The 17,901-nt window shown below is 51.8% G+C and carries 21 protein-coding genes and 1 tRNA gene; 9 read left to right on the plus strand and 13 right to left on the minus strand.

The annotated features are described in order from the left end of the window. Positions 1 to 70 precede the first annotated feature (70 nt). The gene (locus tag B5X72_RS07060) at positions 71 to 967 is read right to left on the minus strand and encodes a hypothetical protein (RefSeq protein WP_079716519.1); all 897 of its coding nucleotides are present in this window, start codon (positions 965 to 967) and stop codon (positions 71 to 73) included. A 30-nt stretch (positions 968 to 997) separates the two neighbouring features. Continuing rightward, a complete protein-coding gene (locus B5X72_RS07065) occupies positions 998 to 2,173 on the minus strand; it encodes an acetyl-CoA C-acyltransferase (protein ID WP_079716520.1) in 1,176 nt (391 codons plus the stop codon). Positions 2,174 to 2,326: 153 nt separating this feature from the next. Here B5X72_RS07065 and B5X72_RS07070 point away from each other — a divergent pair, with 153 nt between their 5' ends. Genes B5X72_RS07070 through B5X72_RS07085 form a run of 4 tightly spaced genes read left to right on the plus strand, consistent with a single transcriptional unit; the run spans position 2,327 to position 6,320 of the window. Next, positions 2,327 to 3,247, plus strand: a complete 921-nt coding sequence (locus tag B5X72_RS07070) for a metal ABC transporter solute-binding protein, Zn/Mn family (protein WP_079716147.1) — start codon at positions 2,327 to 2,329, stop codon at positions 3,245 to 3,247. 53 nt (positions 3,248 to 3,300) lie between these two features. Continuing rightward, a complete protein-coding gene (locus B5X72_RS07075; RefSeq protein ID WP_079716148.1) occupies positions 3,301 to 4,089 on the plus strand; it encodes a metal ABC transporter ATP-binding protein in 789 nt (262 codons plus the stop codon). A gap of 13 nt (positions 4,090 to 4,102) precedes the next feature. Next, complete coding sequence (locus tag B5X72_RS07080; RefSeq protein WP_079716521.1) at positions 4,103 to 5,392, plus strand: metal ABC transporter permease; 1,290 nt, start codon at positions 4,103 to 4,105, stop codon at positions 5,390 to 5,392. 49 nt (positions 5,393 to 5,441) lie between these two features. Continuing rightward, on the plus strand, positions 5,442 to 6,320 hold the full coding sequence (locus tag B5X72_RS07085; protein ID WP_079716149.1) for a metal ABC transporter permease: 879 nt from the start codon (positions 5,442 to 5,444) through the stop codon (positions 6,318 to 6,320). A gap of 9 nt (positions 6,321 to 6,329) precedes the next feature. Here B5X72_RS07085 and B5X72_RS07090 read toward each other — a convergent pair whose 3' ends face one another. Then, complete coding sequence (locus tag B5X72_RS07090) at positions 6,330 to 6,752, minus strand: VOC family protein (protein ID WP_079716522.1); 423 nt, start codon at positions 6,750 to 6,752, stop codon at positions 6,330 to 6,332. A 281-nt stretch (positions 6,753 to 7,033) separates the two neighbouring features. On the opposite strand from B5X72_RS07090, the gene B5X72_RS07095 reads away from it, so the two are divergent. Further along, positions 7,034 to 7,115 (plus strand) — tRNA-Leu (locus B5X72_RS07095). A 255-nt stretch (positions 7,116 to 7,370) separates the two neighbouring features. Here B5X72_RS07095 and B5X72_RS07100 read toward each other — a convergent pair. The 6 genes from B5X72_RS07100 to B5X72_RS07120 all read right to left on the minus strand — a co-directional run bounded on the left by B5X72_RS07100 (position 7,371) and on the right by B5X72_RS07120 (position 9,784). After that, complete coding sequence (locus B5X72_RS07100; RefSeq protein ID WP_079716150.1) at positions 7,371 to 7,577, minus strand: hypothetical protein; 207 nt, start codon at positions 7,575 to 7,577, stop codon at positions 7,371 to 7,373. After that, positions 7,567 to 7,797 carry a hypothetical protein gene (locus B5X72_RS21020; protein ID WP_245826862.1) on the minus strand — a complete coding sequence of 77 codons (231 nt, stop codon included), beginning with the start codon at positions 7,795 to 7,797 and terminating at the stop codon, positions 7,567 to 7,569. Before B5X72_RS21020 ends, B5X72_RS07100 begins: the two co-directional genes overlap by 11 nt. Positions 7,798 to 7,808: 11 nt before the next feature. Further along, on the minus strand, positions 7,809 to 8,141 hold the full coding sequence (locus B5X72_RS21025) for an ATPase (protein WP_245826864.1): 333 nt from the start codon (positions 8,139 to 8,141) through the stop codon (positions 7,809 to 7,811). Between the two features lie 103 nt (positions 8,142 to 8,244). Beyond that, entirely contained in the window at positions 8,245 to 8,676 is a 432-nt protein-coding gene (locus B5X72_RS07110; protein ID WP_139378582.1) for an EthD family reductase, read from the minus strand. 158 nt (positions 8,677 to 8,834) lie between these two features. After that, positions 8,835 to 9,053, minus strand: a complete 219-nt coding sequence (locus B5X72_RS07115) for a hypothetical protein (RefSeq protein ID WP_079716152.1) — start codon at positions 9,051 to 9,053, stop codon at positions 8,835 to 8,837. A gap of 158 nt (positions 9,054 to 9,211) precedes the next feature. Next, positions 9,212 to 9,784, minus strand: a complete 573-nt coding sequence (locus tag B5X72_RS07120; protein WP_176146122.1) for a CDP-alcohol phosphatidyltransferase family protein — start codon at positions 9,782 to 9,784, stop codon at positions 9,212 to 9,214. Here B5X72_RS07120 and B5X72_RS07125 point away from each other — a divergent pair. Beyond that, positions 9,767 to 10,744 carry a fructosamine kinase family protein gene (locus B5X72_RS07125; protein WP_079716153.1) on the plus strand — a complete coding sequence of 326 codons (978 nt, stop codon included), beginning with the start codon at positions 9,767 to 9,769 and terminating at the stop codon, positions 10,742 to 10,744. The two genes, B5X72_RS07120 and B5X72_RS07125, sit on opposite strands and share 18 nt — an antisense overlap. 53 nt (positions 10,745 to 10,797) lie before the next feature. Here the strand turns inward: B5X72_RS07125 and B5X72_RS20535 are convergent, their stop codons facing one another. After that, on the minus strand, positions 10,798 to 11,784 hold the full coding sequence (locus tag B5X72_RS20535; protein WP_139378583.1) for a hypothetical protein: 987 nt from the start codon (positions 11,782 to 11,784) through the stop codon (positions 10,798 to 10,800). A gap of 381 nt (positions 11,785 to 12,165) precedes the next feature. On the opposite strand from B5X72_RS20535, the gene B5X72_RS07140 reads away from it, so the two are divergent. Next, positions 12,166 to 12,546 (plus strand): DUF1016 N-terminal domain-containing protein, encoded by a 381-nt coding sequence (locus tag B5X72_RS07140; protein WP_079716156.1) that lies wholly within the window; start codon positions 12,166 to 12,168, stop codon positions 12,544 to 12,546. A 7-nt stretch (positions 12,547 to 12,553) separates the two neighbouring features. Here B5X72_RS07140 and B5X72_RS07145 read toward each other — a convergent pair whose 3' ends face one another. Genes B5X72_RS07145 through B5X72_RS07155 form a run of 3 tightly spaced genes read right to left on the minus strand, consistent with a single transcriptional unit; the run spans position 12,554 to position 14,137 of the window. Continuing rightward, the gene (locus B5X72_RS07145; RefSeq protein WP_079716157.1) at positions 12,554 to 13,054 is read right to left on the minus strand and encodes a hypothetical protein; all 501 of its coding nucleotides are present in this window, start codon (positions 13,052 to 13,054) and stop codon (positions 12,554 to 12,556) included. A 2-nt stretch (positions 13,055 to 13,056) separates the two neighbouring features. Beyond that, on the minus strand, positions 13,057 to 13,659 hold the full coding sequence (locus B5X72_RS07150) for a hypothetical protein (protein WP_079716158.1): 603 nt from the start codon (positions 13,657 to 13,659) through the stop codon (positions 13,057 to 13,059). Then, positions 13,643 to 14,137: an RNA polymerase sigma factor gene (locus B5X72_RS07155; RefSeq protein ID WP_079716159.1), complete on the minus strand. Its 495-nt coding sequence runs from the start codon at positions 14,135 to 14,137 to the stop codon at positions 13,643 to 13,645. The genes B5X72_RS07150 and B5X72_RS07155 overlap by 17 nt, the downstream gene beginning before the upstream one ends. A 214-nt stretch (positions 14,138 to 14,351) precedes the next feature. Between B5X72_RS07155 and ychF the strand changes: the two genes are divergently transcribed. Continuing rightward, positions 14,352 to 15,452 (plus strand): redox-regulated ATPase YchF, encoded by a 1,101-nt coding sequence (gene ychF / locus B5X72_RS07160; protein WP_079716160.1) that lies wholly within the window; start codon positions 14,352 to 14,354, stop codon positions 15,450 to 15,452. 178 nt (positions 15,453 to 15,630) lie between these two features. Beyond that, positions 15,631 to 17,535, plus strand: a complete 1,905-nt coding sequence (locus B5X72_RS07165) for a M14 family metallopeptidase (protein WP_079716161.1) — start codon at positions 15,631 to 15,633, stop codon at positions 17,533 to 17,535. The last annotated feature ends 366 nt before the right edge of the window (positions 17,536 to 17,901 follow it).

Raw genomic sequence — 17,901 nt, forward strand, 5'->3', positions numbered from 1 at the left:
GACTGCAAATAAAATAAAGTTTTTGCGATTACAGGGAATAAAAGAAAAATATTGGCGGCAGCCCCCGACCTTACTGGCCCGCAAAGCCACTTTTGGGATGGCTCTTGATGTTTTTCGGGTCGTTGTACCCATCATCAAGAGGACTCGGCGGATTGATCAACGGAATATCCGAAACAAACTCCAGGCGGCCCTCGCCCAACTGCCACGCGTCATAGGTCATATCCGGCCCATAGTGTTCGTATTGCTGCTCATATTGCACCTCTGCCGGGGCCAGGTGGTCCAAAACGATGCGGTGCTCAGCGCTGTCGTAATCCATGTACATGCTCGCTTGCTTGCTATACCGGTAAATCATGCGCGTATGCCGCTGCGTTTCCGTGCTGCCGAAAACAGCTTTGCCCAGCCGCGCGCCGCCATCCGTCAGTTGGAGTACATCGATGACCTTCTGCGTCAAACCAGGGGTATGCCCTTTCCAGCCCAGCAAAATGTAATCCTTTCCGAGCGGTATCATGCGGTAGTACTGCGCACCATACCAATTATCCGCCGAGGTAACGGATTCCTCGGGATTTTCGATTTCGTACGTCTTATCCAACAATGGATATAGCTTCAGGGTACCATCCGGCGTGTTCAGCTGGATAGCGCCATAATACAGGTACGATCCATCGTTCAGCTGGATATGCCAGGAGAATATCCGGAACCGATCATCCGGCGCAGTAAGTATAGACACCATGTTGAGCGAATCGAACCCGAACGAATAAGAATGCGGAATCTTCAGGGCAGACACCAACGTTTTGACGAAGGTGAAATTTGCGTCCAGCCGGTCGGGCTCGCTGGGCTCGTTGTACATGATGTACCCGAGTTTTACGAGGCTATCCTGCAATGCCGCGAGTTCGCCGCGGCTGCCGGGCTGGCACCACGCCTGAACTGTCCAGCAGTTGAGGCCTATCATCAACAAAAGAAACCGCTTCATCACCACGTCGCCCATTCGTCATCAAAAAAATCAAACTCGTTCCACAACCAAAGCGCTCGCTCCGCCCCCGCCATTGCAGATACCGGCGGCCCCTATCCGGCCATCATGCTGTGCCAATACCGAGAGCAAGGTCACGACAATGCGCGCCCCCGATGCACCCAACGGATGGCCGAGTGATACGGCACCCCCATTGACATTTACCCGGTCGGCATGCAAGCCGAGTTCGCGGTTGTTGGCGATGGACACCACCGAAAACGCCTCATTTATTTCATAAAAGTCTACTTCCTCGGCGCGGAGACCAGCATGCTGCAACGCCCGCGGTATAGCTTTGGCGGGTGCCGTTGTAAACCATTCAGGCGCCTGCTGTGCATCCGCATAACCGCGTATGCGGGCCAGCGGCTGCACGTTGAGCTCACGGAGTTTCGTCTCGCTTACCAGCACCAACGCCGCAGCCCCGTCATTTAGCGTGGAAGCGTTGGCCGCAGTCACCGTTCCATCCTTTTTGAATACCGGCTTCAACGCCGGTATTTTTTCGAAGACAGCCGTGTGGATTTCCTCGTCTTCATCCACCAGCGTCACTTCCCCTTTCCGGCCCGGCACCTCCACGGCGACGATTTCATCACTGAATTTGCCGGCCGCCTGCGCCGCCTGCGCCCGCTTATAGGACTCAATGGCATACGCATCCTGCTCTTCCCTACTGATATGGCATGCGGAGGCGCAAAGCTCCGCCGCCAGTCCCATATGAAAGTCGTTGTATACATCCCAGAGGCCGTCCTTGACCAAGCCATCCGTCACCTGCCCATGTCCCAACCGGTAGCCCGTACGCGCCTTTTCCATATAGTAAGGCACATTGCTCATGCTTTCCATGCCGCCGGCCACCACAATATCATTGATACCAAGCGCAATGCTCTGCGCCGCCAGCATGATGGATTTGGCTCCGGATGCACATACCTTGTTTACCGTCGTAGCCGGTATATCAGGCAGCCCGGCAAACTTAATAGCCTGGGTAGCAGGTGCCTGCCCCAGACTTGCCGATAGCACATTGCCGATGAATGCCTCCTGTATTTGCGCAGCTGAAAGCCCCGCACGCTCCACTGCCGCGCGGATGGCAACACCCCCCAACTGCGTGGCCGACAATGCGGATAATCCCCCGCCGAAACTTCCGATGGGTGTCCGCACCGCCGAGACAATATAGACGTTTTGCATCATGACAATCGTTTACAGGTGCTAATTTACAAAATACACACTGGAAACATCCGCCCAATCACAAATTTGTCCGGAGATGTTTTTTCTTCTTGCAATTTAAATCAGCCTGCAACAAATGTTAGATTAATCTAAATTTTGTATTTTTGTTTCGGTATGAGGAGTATACATATCGTTTTCGCAGCGTTACTTGGGATATGGGCGTGCTGGTCTTGCCAGCGCACTACAGACCGCAATGCCGGCCGCACAAAGCCTTATATCCTGGCAACTACCGGCATGATAGCCGATATGATGCAGCACATTGCCGGCGATTCGGCCGATGTGGAAGCGTTGATGCATCCCGGTGTAGACCCGCATCTTTACAAGGCAAGTCAGGGCGATCTGCGCAAATTGCTGGATGCCGACTTCATTTTTTACAACGGCCTGCACCTGGAAGGGAAGTTAGGCAGCATTTTGGCTAAGCAAAAGCGGGTGAAACCGGTCATTGCCGTGGGCGAGGGTCTGCCGGGCCTGATTTCGATCAATGAAAGCACGTATGACCCCCATATTTGGTTTGACGTATCGCTTTGGAAGGCGGCCACCCGCCATGCCATGCAGCAGCTGGCAGCGCTCGATAGCAGCAACGCCGCATACTACAGGGCCAATGCCCAGGATTATATCAGCCAGCTCGATACGTTGGATGCATGGGTACACGCGCAAATAAACACAATTCAGCCACGCCGCCGGGTATTGATCACGGCCCATGATGCGTTCAGTTACTTTGGCCGGGCCTATGGCGTGGAAGTACGCGGATTGCAGGGCATTTCCACCCTTTCAGAATTCGGCTTACAGGATGTCTCTGCGCTGGTGGACTACATCGTCGACCATCAGATACCGGCCGTCTTCGTCGAAAGCTCGGTGTCCGACCGGTCCTTGAAGGCCGTACTGGCCGGCGTGCAGCAGCGCGGACGGACGGTACACATCGGGGGCAGCCTGTTTTCGGATGCCATGGGGGCACCCGGTACGCCTGAGGGCACCTATATCGGCATGGTCAAGCATAATGTAAATACAATTGTAAAAGCACTGGCCGGCGAATAATAGAAGCACCGTTCGACGGAGCGGCGGCCAGGATTACCAAATAACAGCACCTTATGATTATACATGCACAAACGCCCGTACTTGAAGTCCATGACCTCACGGTAACGTATGCACGCAAGCCCGTGCTTTGGGGGGTAGACTTCACCTTACCCGCCGGCTGCATCGCCGGCATTGTGGGACCAAACGGTGCAGGCAAGTCCACCCTGCTTAAGAGCATCATGGGCTTAATCCCCGTGTCGAGCGGTTACGTGAGGTTATTTGACCATCCCTTAGACGAGGTGCGGCACCGGGTAAGTTATGTGCCCCAGCGCGAGTCGGTCGACTGGGATTTTCCCGTATCGGTCCTGGATGTGGTACTCATGGGCCGCTATGGCAAAGTAGGCCTTTTCCGCAACACAGGCGCACGCGACCGGGCCATTGCACAGGATTGCCTGGATAAGGTGGGGATGGCCGCATTCGCCAAACGGCAGATTTCGCAGCTTTCCGGCGGCCAGCAGCAACGGGTTTTCCTCGCCCGGGCATTGGCCCAGGAGGCAGACCTGTATTTGATGGACGAACCCTTTGCCGGCGTGGATGCCGCCACCGAACAGGCCATCATCAAATTGCTGCGTGAGATGGCGGCCGCCAAGAAAACCATCGTCGTCGTACATCACGACCTCCAATCTGTGCGCGCCTATTTCGACTGGTTGGTGCTGCTCAATATGCACCTGGTGGCGGCCGGCCCTACCGAGCAGGTCTTCACCGAGGAGATGATGCAGCAAGCCTACGGCGGGCGGCTGAGCCTGTTGTCACAGGTGAGTGATGTGATGGAAAAACGAGCCTTCCCCAGCCGGGAAGATTAATATGGAGGAAGCCATGCAAGATATAACCGATTTTTTCTCATTTTCCGACCCCAATGTGCGATATGTCGTGCTCGGCAACATCCTGTTGTCAGCCAGTGCGGCCATGGTGGGTGCTTTCATCCTGCTTCAGAAAAAAGCGCTGGTCGGCGACGCCGTGTCGCACGCCGTCTTGCCGGGCGTCTGCGCGGCGTTCCTCTTTTCAGGCAGCAAAAATACGGCGCTCATGCTGGTGGGTGCCTTTGCCACGGGCTGGCTGGCGCTGATCACCATTGACTATATCGCCGCAAAATCAAAAATCAAGAAAGATGCCGCCATCGGCCTGGTATTGTCGGTATTCTTCGGCGCAGGCATGGTGATGATGACCTACATCCAGCAGTCCGGCAATGCCGCGCAAAGCGGCCTTGATCACTTCATCTTCGGCAATGCTGCCACGCTCGTCGGTACCGACCTCCTGGTCTTCAGTGTCCTTGCCGCAGTACTGCTCCTTGTCGTGGGGATATTCTTCAAAGCGTTTGCACTGGTCGCGTTCGACAGGCCGTATGCCGAGGCGCTGGGTTATCCCGTACGCAGGCTTGATTTGCTGCTGACGAGCCTTACCGTACTGGCGGTAGTCACCGGCATTACCGCCGTGGGCGTCGTGCTCATGGCAGCGATGCTGGTCACCCCGGCGGCGGCCGCTCGGTATTGGACGGACAACATCCGGCGTATGGTAGGTATTTCCGTAGCCTTCGGTGTATTCGCTGGCTTTGCAGGTGCTTATATCTCTTACGTTGCCCCGGCCATGCCTACCGGTCCGTGGATGGTGGTGGTCTCATCCGCCATTGCCTTTTTTTCCTTCTTCTTCGCCCCCCGGAAAGGCATTGTGCCGCGCCTGTACACGCAGCACAAAAACCGGCAAGTGATTACCGAAGAAAACACGCTGAAAATGTTTTACCACCTCGGCGAGCGAAACAGCCACTTTGACGGGCAGAGAAGCCTCGAGGAGCTGGCCAGCACCCGCGAAGTCAACAAAACACTGCTTAAGACAGCGCTTCGACGGCTGGTCGCCAAGGGGCTGTTGGTCGTCCGGGCCAACCAATGGGCGCTGACAGCCGCGGGCTATCAAAAAGCAATGCGGGTGGTACGGCTGCACCGCCTGTGGGAACTGTACCTGACCAAATACATGGATATCGCTTCCGATCACGTGCATGACGATGCCGAGACGATTGAGCACATCCTTACGCCCGAACTGGAGCGGGAGCTTGAACATCAACTGGGGTACCCCGATAAGGACCCGCATGATACGAAGATTCCCAAGACGTAACGCAATGAACGCAGATGACACCAATTAAACGAACTGACACGGATTTATCATGATAGCTTTTTGGATTATACTTACGGGCGCATTGGTAGCCATCACCTGTGGACTATTGGGATGTTTTTTGATTCTCCGAAAAATGAGTATGGTGGGCGATGCGATCAGCCACGCCGTATTGCCGGGCATTGTGATTGCTTTTTTGCTGAGCGGAAGCCGTGAGACGCTGCCCATGCTGCTGGGGGCAGGCGCCACGGGCATGCTGGCCACGTTTCTCATTGAGTATTTCCACCGGCGGGCCAACCTACAGACCGACGCCGCCATCGGCGTCACGTTTACATTCCTGTTTGCCGTGGGCATCATCCTCATCGGCGCATACGCCGGCCAGGTAGACCTTGACCAAGATTGCGTATTGTACGGCGAAATCGCTTACGTCCCCATCGACCTATGGGTTACGGAAGGCGGCCTTATCTTGGGCCCCCGTCCGGTATATATCCTGTCTGCCGTGCTGCTTGTAGTAGCCCTGTTTATCAAAATAGGCTATAAAGAGCTCAAGCTGACGTCTTTTGACCCTGCCTTTGCCTCGGCGCTGGGCATTTCCACGGCCCTTTGGCATTACCTGCTCATGGCCGCGGTATCCCTGGCTACCGTCAGTTCCTTCGAGTCAGTCGGTGCCATTCTGGTGATCGCATTCCTCATCGGCCCGCCAGCCACCGCATACCTGCTTACGCACGACCTGAAATACATGTTGGCCATCACCGCCGCGTTGGGCATTTTCATCGCGTTTACCGGCTATTGGACGGCCTACTGGCTCAACGCATCCATTGCGGGGTGCATGGCGGTGGTCACCGGCATCGGTTTTGCAGCCGTGTTTGCGGCACAACGCCTGATGAAAACCAAAGGAAGCCCAGCCGAGCCCACAAGGGCCATCGGCTAGGCTATCTTCTTACTGGGCCTGCGTGGGGAAGTTGATCATCCAATACACGCCAAATTTGTCTTGGAACGATCCGAAGTAATCGCCCCAAAACATATCTTCCATGGGCATTTCGACTTTACCTCCGGCAGAAAGCCCATTAAATAACCTATCGGCCTCCTCCCTACTATCCGGTGTGACGGAAATGTAATTGTTGTTGCCTACCTGCAAGACGTGCCCGGCAGACGGCAGGCAATCCGAGGCCATCAGGTACTGGCCATCACCGATGGGTATGGATACGTGCATGGCCCTGCCCTTCTCATTATCCGGCAGCTGATCCCCTCCGGGGGCATCGCCCATGCGCTGGACAAACAATTCGCCGCCGAAAACCGACTGATAAAAGCGGAACGCCTCTTCCGCATTGCCATCAAAATTCAAATAAGGATTGAGTTTCATCTGTTTATTATTTGTTTTTAGTTGTCCCATACCGGGGTTATTAATTTAGAAATTGTGCCGTTCTAATGACACAAAGGTAGGCGATATCGCCGCACGCTGTGAAGGGAAAACGAGCCAATCATAAGGGGCGATCGTGACAACTTTGGACATGCGTAGCCGGCCTCCGGCTGTGAAAACAGCACAATTAGCGCAAAAGACAGGAAATTTGAAAAACATTTTGCGGAATACGGATTAATAGATACATTTGCATCCCCGAATCGGGGAATCGTACTTTACAATAAGCCCAGGTGGCGGAATTGGTAGACGCGCTGGTCTCAAACACCAGTGGGGCGACCCATGCCGGTTCGATCCCGGCCCTGGGTACAACTAAGAGTTGTATTAAGAAGCTAACATGTCTTTAATGAACGTGTTAGCTTTTTTATTTTCAGCCTTTTAAAAAAGTGTGTCAAAAAGTGTGACACTTTTATCTAAAAATCAGCTAAACTATAATCCGTGTATTTACCGTGTCCTACTGAATAGGATTAAACGCTAACAAGGCCCTGCTGTATATGGCGGGGTTGTGTTTTGTGCACTACTTTCAATGATGATGGTGACGAATGTTAAATCGGTCTGTTAGAGCTAACCTCCTTGTTCGGGTAAGGTTTTCAACAGTTCCTTGGCAGGAACCTCTTTAATTTCCCCGTCAATTTTCACCACGAGACTGCCTCCTTTCATGGCGGTTTCCTCGGCAAGTTTACGCAATGCCTTCTGTACGCCATAAAGTATCCGCTCCCCAAAGGAGGTATTGGGTGAAAATGAGGATGTATTGATATCGTCAAGTGCCATTGCTCTTCCGCTGTATAACAGACCAAATTTCGTCATTAAAGATTACTTTTCCAAATCCATCATTTTGGGCGATGATTTCCGGAACCAAATCCATATTATCCACTACCATCCATTTATCGCAATACGGAATATACAAATGCACCAAATTGTAAAGCCCTCGGTGGTACCGTCTCGTCACCACATCGTCGGGGACGTCGTGGCCTCCCTCTGACACCCGCATAGCCACCCTTTTTATGGCTTGTCCGGGTGAATCCAGCCAAAAAACACAAGTATAATGCTGTAGCCTTTCTTTTTGGCTCCTTTGATCAATGACACATAGCTACGTGTAGCTAAGGTAGTCTCAAAGGCAAAATCCACGTATTCATCTATAAGTTCACGAATACGCGCAAGCATAATCCGGCCCGCTTCCAACGCCACGCTTTCGGGATTGAAAGGAGAAAGGCCTGCTGCAATGTTATCGGCGTTTACAAACTCCCTGCAATCCAGTATTTCCGGCAATATGGTATAACTGGCCGTGGTCTTCCCCGCCCCGTTGCAGCCAGCTATGATGTAAAGATTCGGCATAAGGGGCGTAAGTTACAATATAGACTGACAAGTTACAAGCCGCTCTATGGGGAGGAAAGACCAAAGCCATCTTTCAAAATCCGGCCCTGGGTACGAGAAAGTCCTATTTTTTGCCCGGATATCCCACATGTTCAATTTTACTTATCTGTATCACTGGCTGAATATTGGTGTAATTTTTAAAGTCAGCGACGATTACATCCCTGTTTTGCGCTACGGCATTGCTATATGCTGCGACATCCGTAATGTAAAAACACCCTATGGCTACAAAGGGTGCCTGATCATTCGGCGTACGGCCAGCAACGCCCTTATTAATTTCATAAAATTCCAAGTTTTCGCCTAATAACGCAGCCACCATGGGCATGTGCTTTTTTTCATAATAATCCATGTCAAAGGTCTTACCTTCCCCATTTGGATAAAATATCTCCACTTTGAACATCCCAACCTCCGGCGTGGGCGCAGGTTTAAGTTGGGTAGATTTAAACCCCATAAAACCTGTAAAAGCAAGGATTAGCGAAAAGAACGTGATGTTGCTCATTATCTATCAGCTTTAAATGTTTCGTTAGGCACTTACGGTGTTGCGCCCGCAATGGGCAAAAAAAAGCCAGAACCGCTGCACGCGATCGGCAGTTTGATCGCTATCCGGCTCGGCTATTTCCAATATGCGTTCTCAGATTCCTTAGACCGCAATGGCAGCTACTCTTCGTACAACAGCGTAGCGTTGTACCCCAAGGCACTCAATGCATCCGCTATTACTGAGCTTTTCAGGTTAATTGCCTTCACAACCAACAAATTGTAAATGGAATCAAAATCAAGCTCCCATTCCTTGATTTCTGAAAACCTGTCCAGCATCGACTTGATGCGGCTGAACTCCTTAGGAGAATCGATGTCTGTCATAAATTTTAAAGTCTCCATGGCTTAAAATTTAAGTTTACCCTGTGGTTTATAACTCCTTAATAAGGTTTTCGGTCCCTACCCGGCAATTTTGCTCTTCTTACCGAGGATATCAAATATAACAAATATTTGATTAATCAAAGAAGATTATGTAAAAAATATCCCGTGGCGCTCCCGCGTCATTCCCGCCTCCGCTTCCATGCCTCATGGAGCCCTTTTACATCGGCCTGCCATGTGGGCAACAGCAAGACCATGATGGTCTCCTCAATGATATCCAGCGCGGTAACGGCCACTGCGACATAAAATAACCCCTGAGAAGGCGAAGGCTGGAAGAATGCAAGCACCAAAAAGATGCCCTGAAAGACGGCCGCAACTTTGGCCAGGTAGGTATGGAAGCTGGTGGCCCTGCCATATTTAATAAAAGCGAGCGAGAGCTGAACCAAAAAAAGCAACAGCAGGAGCAGCACCCAGGCATACTCCTGTACAATGAATGGCCAGTGCCACACCAAGAGCCCCACGATGGCCATCAAGACCGTCAGGTCATCCGCGATGGAATCCAGCTTTGCCCCCATCACGCTCACCACCTTATACCTCCGGGCGAGGTAGCCGTCAATCGCATCGGTAAAAAAGCTCAATGCGAGCAGCCATTTAAACACATCCTGCTGCCCGGTTAAGATAAAAAGCAGCAATACCGGCGCGGCTATCAGGCGATAGTAGGTGATACCATTGACGATATGATAGGCATTTTGCATGTCACATCAAAGGTCGGGAAAATTACCCAACGCATCAACTCAGGCAAAAGTCATCGGGGTTTCGTATCTTGGCTCGTGTTTTTATCCGAGTCACTCTTTCAAGCTTTGGAAGCGGCAATCAAAGCCACGGCGCCCGGCGATTTCCGCATCCAGCGGGTCGTGCCCGTATCCGGCGGCGACATCAACCGCGCGTACCAGCTGCAGACGAAATCGGGCCGGTACTTCGCCAAAGTAAATGATGCCCCGCAGGCCCCCCAAATGTTCGTGGCAGAGTCTACAGGGCTGGCCATGCTGCGGCAGACCGTCGGTATCCGCGCCCCGCAGCCGTTCATGGCCGGTCAGGCGCATCGCGATGCTTTCCTGCTCATGGAATGGATAGATGCAGCGGGCAAGCACAGCGAAGCCGGGCAAGCGGCATTAGGCCGCATGCTGGCCGCCCTGCACAGCCAGCATCGCGAGACGTTCGGGCTTGACCACGACAATTTTATCGGCCGGTTGCCCCAGGCCAACACGCCTTCGGCAGATTGGACGGCATTTTTCATCGGCCAGCGCCTGCAAAAGCAGCTCGACATCGCCCAGCATACCTACAGCCAAGCCGGCCTGCGGGCGTCATTTGACCGGCTGTTTGCCCGCCTGGGATCGCTATACCCCCAAGAGCCCCCTTCGTTGCTGCATGGCGACCTATGGGGTGGCAATTACCTCGTGGACGCGGCAGGCCAGCCGGCATTGATAGATCCCGCCGTTTATTACGGCCACCGGGAGGCCGATATTGCGATGACCAAGCTGTTCGGCGGATTTTCCACCCATTTTTATGCAGCATACCACGAGGCCTACCCTTTGCAGGCAGGCTGGGAAGCCCGTATGGACCTGTGGAACCTCTATCCGCTGCTGGTGCATCTCAACCTGTTTGGAGCGTCTTATCTTGGCGCCATTCAGCGTAGTTTGAAGCGGTATGTTTGATTGGAGCAGTATACTTGAGCGGCTATCGCCCGCAGGGGCCACACGCAACTTATTTACCGCAGTGCCAGCAACCATCGCCCATGCAGCCATTCCAGCGGTTCAGCCCGCTCCCTTGGGGCCGGCAGTTTCTCCGGCCCCGGCATATCCCCCGGATCAAATTCAGGCCCGCAGAAACTGATCATGCCATCGCGCTCATGAAATATCGCACCTGCCTGCCGGATATGCGCGTAGATTTCGTCCACGGGCATTTGATAAGAAACCGATGCCGTGATGGTCAAGCTATCGGGGATGCAGATGGTACTTCTGACTTCTATCCCCTGCCACCGGCCTATTTCAGCGGCCACAAACTCCGTAAGCGAGGCGTTTCGGTATTTGTTACAGAAAAAAGCAAAAGCACCAATACCCCAAATGCGCGGCCCTGCCCGGGGAGGGCGAGGGCCTGCGCAAAGGTCTGCACATAGTAAGTTTTTCCGGTGACGGCTTCGGAGCTCAGACCGGACTTGTACTGCACTCCTACTGGACTTGAACTGGACTCGTACTGGCGCGGCCAGTACGAGTCCAGTAGGAGCTGGCTCTGAGCTTGCTTCAAGCTCGGTAGCCGTCTCCGAGCAGGTTCTAACACAAGCCCACCTCATCCCGTGCCTGTCTATATTTGCACTTGTGCCGCTGTATTGCCGCATATACTTCGCTAAAACGCCGCTTTGGGGCACTTTTACCGAAGTATATGCGGGGCATAGGCGGATTGGAGCCGAAGGAAGGGTAGGGGAAGGTGGGCTTAAGCACGGCGCTGGCTTAGCTTTCCGAAGATTAAGCGCATCGGTGTCCGACCTTCTTCTGCCCGTGTTCTGCGATCTTCCGTACGGTATCCGGGCTTCATCCGAGCTGTATCCGTGGTTTTCCCACATACCGCCCGTATACCGCCCGATAAATTCCCGGATAACGGCAGGAAAATGGCAAAAGAAAGTATGGAGAAAAGCAGGATGTGTTCGCAAGCTTTCTGCATAAATATTCCGCTTATCAGGCGCATTTTGCCGGTGCATATGGTGATTAGTTTTATTCGCTTTAAGCAATAGAAGCCCCTTAAGCGTAAAATTTGCTTCATCTATTGTTTGATTTTGGGTGTAAAGACGAATGAATAGACTTGAGTTTCTATACAACAAAAACGGCACTGCCAGAGGCAGCTACTACCCGTAGGTAGCACCAGGAACACAAAACCGCAAGTAGACCCGGATCAGCAGGAATAAATAATTAACCGACCATCACCCATGACGCCGCCGACAAAATCGCCGATTTGCTTGAAAAGTTCATCGAAGAAGACCGTGCCAAAACGGAATCCATCGCTACGTTGAGCAAAGCGGTGCTGGACCTGGCGGAAGAAGTGAAGAAGTTGAAGGGCGGCAAGTAATGCAAAACCTAAATCTATGGAAACTGTTGTAGCCGATGTCATAGCCATTATCAGGAAAGCCGCAGAAAAAGCGATTAATGCCGTAAACACAAGTATGGTGGAAGCATATTGGCTTACGGGTAAACGCATCGCAGAAGAAGAATTACAAGGCCAAGAACGCGCTGAATATGGGAAAGCTATAATCAAAAAACTTTCTGATGCTTTGACGGCAAAATACGGCAACTGCTACTCTCAAACCGCTTTGTATGGTTTTCGAAAATTCTATGCCACATACCCTGAGGAGAAGATTTTGTACACAGTGTGTACAAAATTAAGTTGGAGTCATAATAGACTCATTATGAGAGTCGAAAACCCAAAGCAAGAGATACTATCTCCAAGAAGCATACGCTCAGGATAACGCTTAATTACATGGACAGCGTGGCCATCGTCATGGACAGGTAGTAATTTGCGCAGTGCAATGCAGCCAACAATAGGATTTGTTTGCTCTTTAGTGTCTCAAAACTGCCTGTTGTGACAATCTCGTAGTCGTAATTCATTTTAAGCCATTTCAGGTGCGGCTTCATCACCAACAGTTCCTTACCTTCGTGATCCGACAATGCAAAAGATTCCTTGAATAATCCGCGATGGTCAAAAACATAGTCTTGCTCGTCACCATTGAAATAGGTCCGCAGGACGATCTTGCCTTTCCAGCCCATGCTGAATGAGAGCAATACGTCATCTCCGTCCCGGATTTCAACCAATGTTTCCCAGAAACCTTTTGGCTCAACGGCGTAGGTTGCATCGGCCATGGTAATGACTGCATTGAATTTATACCAACTACGGTACAAAAGGCTCCCGATGATGCCGCCGTCTTTTCTTACCTCAAAAGACAGTCCGTTAGTCGATTTTGCTTGATAAGTTGCCATAATTATCCTTGTTTCAGTGTTTCCATCTCGGCAATTGTTCTTTCCAGCTTGTTGAACACACGGCCATACATCAAGCGGACATCCCATCGGTAGATTTTATCCGAAAAGTAAAAAACGGCCAAGGTTGCCGCGGCCACGATGATGCCCGCAATTAACGGCATATCGCCCCCTCCCTGCCTATTCCACGCCGACCATCCCGTACTGACGGCAATCAGAAAGTACAGGGGGTACGAAAATCGCGCTACCTTGACACTCCGCGCGAGTACATCCCTAAGCCATCGGTCGAACGACCGGAGGTATTCAAAACTGGTGGCTCCCTGGTCCAGCGATTTGATGCCATCGATTTGCCGCTTGTTGTACCATGCGGTAAGAAGAAGCAGTATAGCTGCTGCAACGCCCTGCCAGATCACCTGCATGAAATAGCAAATCACCGGTAAAAGGACCACCATGACGACGATCATCACCAAGTTGACCTGGAATCTCCTTTTTATCCGATCGACCAGGTGTATGGATTTCCGGTTGTACAGGTCGTTGACACTGGGCGCAACTAAGCTCTTTTCATGTAAAAAGCCCTCCTTCCAAATTGTTTCAATTGAATCGTTCATTGATTATTTTCTTTAAGCGTTCTTTGATTCTGTTTATTCGGACACCGATGTTGTTGACATTTGTCCCGAGCACCTCGGCTATTTCCCCGTACGATTTTTCTTCCAGATACAGCAGGATCAACGCCCGGTCCACTTCCGACAAATGCCTGACGGCGACGTACAATTGGTTGAGCTGCTCATCTGCAAAGGCCCCGTTTTCGACTGTCACCACATCGGGCAACGCATCGGATGAAAAATAAGTATGTCCCTTGCTTTTCTTCCTTCTGAGCAGCGTCAGGCATACATTCAACGCAACACGGTAAACCCACGTAGACCAACTGCACTGCCCGCGGAAATTAGCTCTGCTCCGCCAGATTTGCAGGCAGACTTCCTGGTAATAATCTTCGAAATCTTCCTGCGAGGCCGTATAAGCCCTGCAGATCTTGATGATGACTGCCGCATAGGGTAAAATCGACGTCCGGTAAAAATCGTTGCTCACATTCTTTGCTCTGGCATTGAAAACTGTTCTTTTCGTTAGTTAGTGGCTAAATTTAAAAAAACATTACACCTCCGTGGAGATGTATTTGTTTGCCTCGATCAAGCAAGCGCCATCATCCCCCGGGATCAAGATTGCTCGTGCCCTTATTCAAATCTTGTATGCGTACACTCATACTTATTCTTATCTTTGCACCGTTTTTTAAAATTGACAGTTCATGGCATTACAGTGCGGCATCGTAGGCCTTCCCAATGTAGGCAAATCCACGTTATTCAACTGCCTTTCAAACGCTAAGGCGCAGGCAGCTAACTTCCCTTTTTGCACCATTGAGCCCAATGTAGGGGTCATTACCGTGCCGGATGAGCGGCTGAATAAACTGGCCGAACTGGTAAAACCGCAGCGGATAGTGCCCAACACCATCGAAATCGTGGACATCGCCGGACTGGTAAAAGGTGCCAGCAAGGGAGAGGGCCTCGGCAACCAATTCCTGGCCAACATCCGCAACACCGATGCGATTATCCACGTATTGCGCTGCTTTGATGATGGCAACGTGGTGCATGTGGACGGGTCGGTCGATCCGGTGCGCGATAAGGAAATCATCGACACCGAGTTGCAGCTGAAAGATTTGGACACGGTGGTGAAGCGCATCCAGCGGGTTGAAAAACAGGCCAAGACGGGCGGCGATAAAGAAGCAAAGCGCACGTATGAAATCCTGTCTGCCGTCAAAAGCCACCTGGAATCTGGCAAATCCGCCCGCACGGCCCCGATTGCCAAAGAAGATTTTGAGTTTATCAGCGACCTCTCGCTGCTGACGGTAAAGCCGGTCCTATATGTCTGCAACGTAGACGAGGCGTCCGTCAATGCCGGGAATGCGTATGTAGACCGCGTACGGGAAGCTGTAAAAGACGAAGATGCCGAAGTACTCATCATCTCTGCCCAGATTGAATCGGAAATCGCCCAGTTGGAAAGCTATGATGAACGCCAGCTCTTTTTAGAAGACCTCGGCCTCAGCGAATCGGGCGTAAACAAGCTCATCCGTGCGGCATACAAGCTCCTGAACCTGGCCACGTATTTCACCGCCGGTGTGCAGGAGGTACGGGCCTGGACCATCGAAAACGGCTTTACCGCCCCGCAGGCGGCGGGCGTCATCCACACCGATTTTGAGAAGGGTTTCATCCGTGCGGAAGTCATCAAATACGATGATTTCGTTAAATACGGTTCGGAAGCGGCGGTAAAAGAAGCGGGGAAACTGGCCGTTGAAGGCAAGACCTATATCGTGCAGGATGGCGACATCATGCACTTCCGCTTCAACGTATAGCGGGCCCGGCACTTCCGCTTCGTAACAATCCTGTTTGCTTTCATTGTTTTTATTGCGATATCAACCAAAATGCGATAAGATTGCAAGGCAAATGGCCGGATGATGGCTATTGCGCAGTGAGCAAACTCGAATTTGCCCCTCAACAGCGGAAACAACTCAAACATTTTATTAACTAACCATGAAAAGTACATCGATTACTTTATTTCTCTTGGTCTTTTTCTCATTTTTGACCAAGGGCCAGCGTTCACTCGTGGAGGTATGGCCTGAATCAGACACCACCACTACCTTCTACACCGTCAAAGGCGAACGATCAGGCATCAGCTATTTTAAAAAACATCAATTTGAGGAAGTGGAGTATGTCCCCAAGGAGACATTGACATTTGATAAATTCCACACGCCTGATGTCATTTACCATTGGTATAAAAAATGGGCGGATCAGTATCCGGACCTGATTGATTTTTATGAAGTGGCCCGCAGCTTTGAGGGCAGGCCCATCTACCAAATGACACTCACCAACAAGAAAACCGGTAAGGATACCGATAAGCCGGCGGCTTTCTTTGAGGGTGTGAGGCATAGCGGCGAAATCACCAGCAGCGAAAGTGTGCTGTGGCTTACCAAGTACCTCATTGAAAACTACGGCAAAGACCCGCAAGTCACCGAATTGATCGACACGAAGACCATCTACCTGAGGCCGGTAAACAATCCGGACGGCGTCAATATGTACATGCACACCGCTCAGCGCAACCGGAGCACGACACGGCCTGACGACAATGACGGTGATGGGCTTTTTGACGAGGATCCGGAAGAAGATTTGGATGGCGACGGCGTCATCTACCAAATGCGGAAAAAAGCCGTGGGCGACGAGCTGAAACGCGCAAACTACGTCATCGATGACCGGGATGCGACAGGCCAGCTGATGAAACGTGTCCCCGAAGGGGAAGGCGAATACCTTGTCTATACCGAAGGCATCGATAACGATAAGGATGGCCGGTACAACGAAGACGGCATCGGCGGATTGGACCTGCACCGCAATTACCCTGAAAACTGGCGTCCCGAACCCGGAATGGATGCCACAGGCCGTGGCTACACCCAACGCGGCGCGGGGCCATTCCCGTTGAGCGAAATAGAAACCCGATCGGTTGTGCTGTGGCTGCTCTCCCACCCCAATGTTTCGGTGGTCAACTCGATGGACACCAGTGTGCCCATGCATTTGAGACCGCCTTCTACTTCAAAGAGTGCCGAAAGCATGTTTCCGGAAGACTTGGCAATCTATAAACACATGGACAGCCTGGGCTTGTCATTCACGGGCTATCCATGGGCGGGCGATGTCTACGAGACTTACGCTACGCGCAACGTTGGCGGCGCCGGGGATCCGCCCAAGCCTAATCCCCTATTCGGCCATGGGCCGGACTTCGGGTATTTCTATTACGGTGCCATATGGTATGGCGACGAACTGTGGAACGGCGGGCGCCATGAGGACCTGAATGGCGATGGAGAAATCGATGCTTATGATGGATACTTGTGGGACCAGCAACATAATGGCGGCAGGGGTTACAAACCGTGGACTAAATTTATGCACCCCGACTTGGGTGAGGTAGAAATAGGCGGCGCCCATCCCAAGTTCTTTTCCCAGAACGCTCCCCCCAGTGTGCTGGAAAAATGGGCGAAAAATCAGGCGCTGTTCAACCTGGCCATGGCGCTTGAGCTGCCTCAGCTCCAGTTTGACGACGTTGTGGTAAAAGCGCTGGCCAACAACGAATACGAGGTGACCGTATCATGGACCAACACGGGGAAATTGCCCGTCGCACTGGAGCAGGCTAAGCTGGTGAAAATCGTACAGGAAGACCGCGTCATCCTCGAAATGGACCGAAAACTCCTAAGCGGCGGCGACGAAGCGGCAGTGGTGATTGCCAGCCCTGAAACGCGCGACAAGACCATCTATGCGGGCTACACCGGCGCCGGGGAATCCAAGACGGCCTCCTTCAAGGTACAGCTGAAACAGCAGCAACCTGTGAAAGCGACCGTCAAACTTTTGTCTACAAGGGGTGGATACCTCGAACGGGAAATCACTATCGGCAACTGATATGATAGCCCCCGCCGCAGCGAGGTAGTTCAAACCCGGCCATCGCTGCTTTTCTCAATCTTAAAAACAGAAAAAGCACCTTTTAGCGGTGCTTTTTCTATGTTCCCGAAGGGATTTGAACCTATCGGACAGCAATCTCTATCAGTATTTTACAGACTATCCTTTTCCAACTCACCGAATCGTTCACTGGTTTGATATACGTTTTAGCTGCAATTGCTATGATGCTAAGACAGAAAATTTTTGAGATAAAATAAACATCGAACAAGTCAAATTTGAAGGTATGGTTTAAGGTTCAATTCTTGAACAAATTTCGCTTTCATATTATTCTACGAAATGTGATTTAGACGAGGTTTTCCCATTTGAAGC

The sequence above is a fragment of the Parapedobacter luteus genome (assembly GCF_900168055.1).
Taxonomy (GTDB): Bacteria; Bacteroidota; Bacteroidia; order Sphingobacteriales; family Sphingobacteriaceae; genus Parapedobacter; species Parapedobacter luteus.

What these genes read in the sequence shown, in the direction of transcription:
- B5X72_RS07060 (WP_079716519.1), bottom strand. Translation starts at nt 967, where the DNA reads ATGAAGCGGTTTCTTTTGTTGATGATAGGCCTCAACTGCTGGACAGTT.
- B5X72_RS07065 (WP_079716520.1), bottom strand. Translation starts at nt 2,173, where the DNA reads ATGCAAAACGTCTATATTGTCTCGGCGGTGCGGACACCCATCGGAAGT.
- B5X72_RS07070 (WP_079716147.1), top strand. Translation starts at nt 2,327, where the DNA reads ATGAGGAGTATACATATCGTTTTCGCAGCGTTACTTGGGATATGGGCG.
- B5X72_RS07075 (WP_079716148.1), top strand. Translation starts at nt 3,301, where the DNA reads ATGATTATACATGCACAAACGCCCGTACTTGAAGTCCATGACCTCACG.
- B5X72_RS07080 (WP_079716521.1), top strand. Translation starts at nt 4,103, where the DNA reads ATGCAAGATATAACCGATTTTTTCTCATTTTCCGACCCCAATGTGCGA.
- B5X72_RS07085 (WP_079716149.1), top strand. Translation starts at nt 5,442, where the DNA reads ATGATAGCTTTTTGGATTATACTTACGGGCGCATTGGTAGCCATCACC.
- B5X72_RS07090 (WP_079716522.1), bottom strand. Translation starts at nt 6,752, where the DNA reads ATGAAACTCAATCCTTATTTGAATTTTGATGGCAATGCGGAAGAGGCG.
- B5X72_RS07100 (WP_079716150.1), bottom strand. Translation starts at nt 7,577, where the DNA reads ATGGCACTTGACGATATCAATACATCCTCATTTTCACCCAATACCTCC.
- B5X72_RS21020 (WP_245826862.1), bottom strand. Translation starts at nt 7,797, where the DNA reads ATGCGGGTGTCAGAGGGAGGCCACGACGTCCCCGACGATGTGGTGACG.
- B5X72_RS21025 (WP_245826864.1), bottom strand. Translation starts at nt 8,141, where the DNA reads ATGCCGAATCTTTACATCATAGCTGGCTGCAACGGGGCGGGGAAGACC.
- B5X72_RS07110 (WP_139378582.1), bottom strand. Translation starts at nt 8,676, where the DNA reads ATGAGCAACATCACGTTCTTTTCGCTAATCCTTGCTTTTACAGGTTTT.
- B5X72_RS07115 (WP_079716152.1), bottom strand. Translation starts at nt 9,053, where the DNA reads ATGGAGACTTTAAAATTTATGACAGACATCGATTCTCCTAAGGAGTTC.
- B5X72_RS07125 (WP_079716153.1), top strand. Translation starts at nt 9,767, where the DNA reads ATGATAGGCATTTTGCATGTCACATCAAAGGTCGGGAAAATTACCCAA.
- B5X72_RS07120 (WP_176146122.1), bottom strand. Translation starts at nt 9,784, where the DNA reads ATGCAAAATGCCTATCATATCGTCAATGGTATCACCTACTATCGCCTG.
- B5X72_RS20535 (WP_139378583.1), bottom strand. Translation starts at nt 11,784, where the DNA reads ATGCACCGGCAAAATGCGCCTGATAAGCGGAATATTTATGCAGAAAGC.
- B5X72_RS07140 (WP_079716156.1), top strand. Translation starts at nt 12,166, where the DNA reads ATGGAAACTGTTGTAGCCGATGTCATAGCCATTATCAGGAAAGCCGCA.
- B5X72_RS07145 (WP_079716157.1), bottom strand. Translation starts at nt 13,054, where the DNA reads ATGGCAACTTATCAAGCAAAATCGACTAACGGACTGTCTTTTGAGGTA.
- B5X72_RS07150 (WP_079716158.1), bottom strand. Translation starts at nt 13,659, where the DNA reads ATGAACGATTCAATTGAAACAATTTGGAAGGAGGGCTTTTTACATGAA.
- ychF (WP_079716160.1), top strand. Translation starts at nt 14,352, where the DNA reads ATGGCATTACAGTGCGGCATCGTAGGCCTTCCCAATGTAGGCAAATCC.
- B5X72_RS07165 (WP_079716161.1), top strand. Translation starts at nt 15,631, where the DNA reads ATGAAAAGTACATCGATTACTTTATTTCTCTTGGTCTTTTTCTCATTT.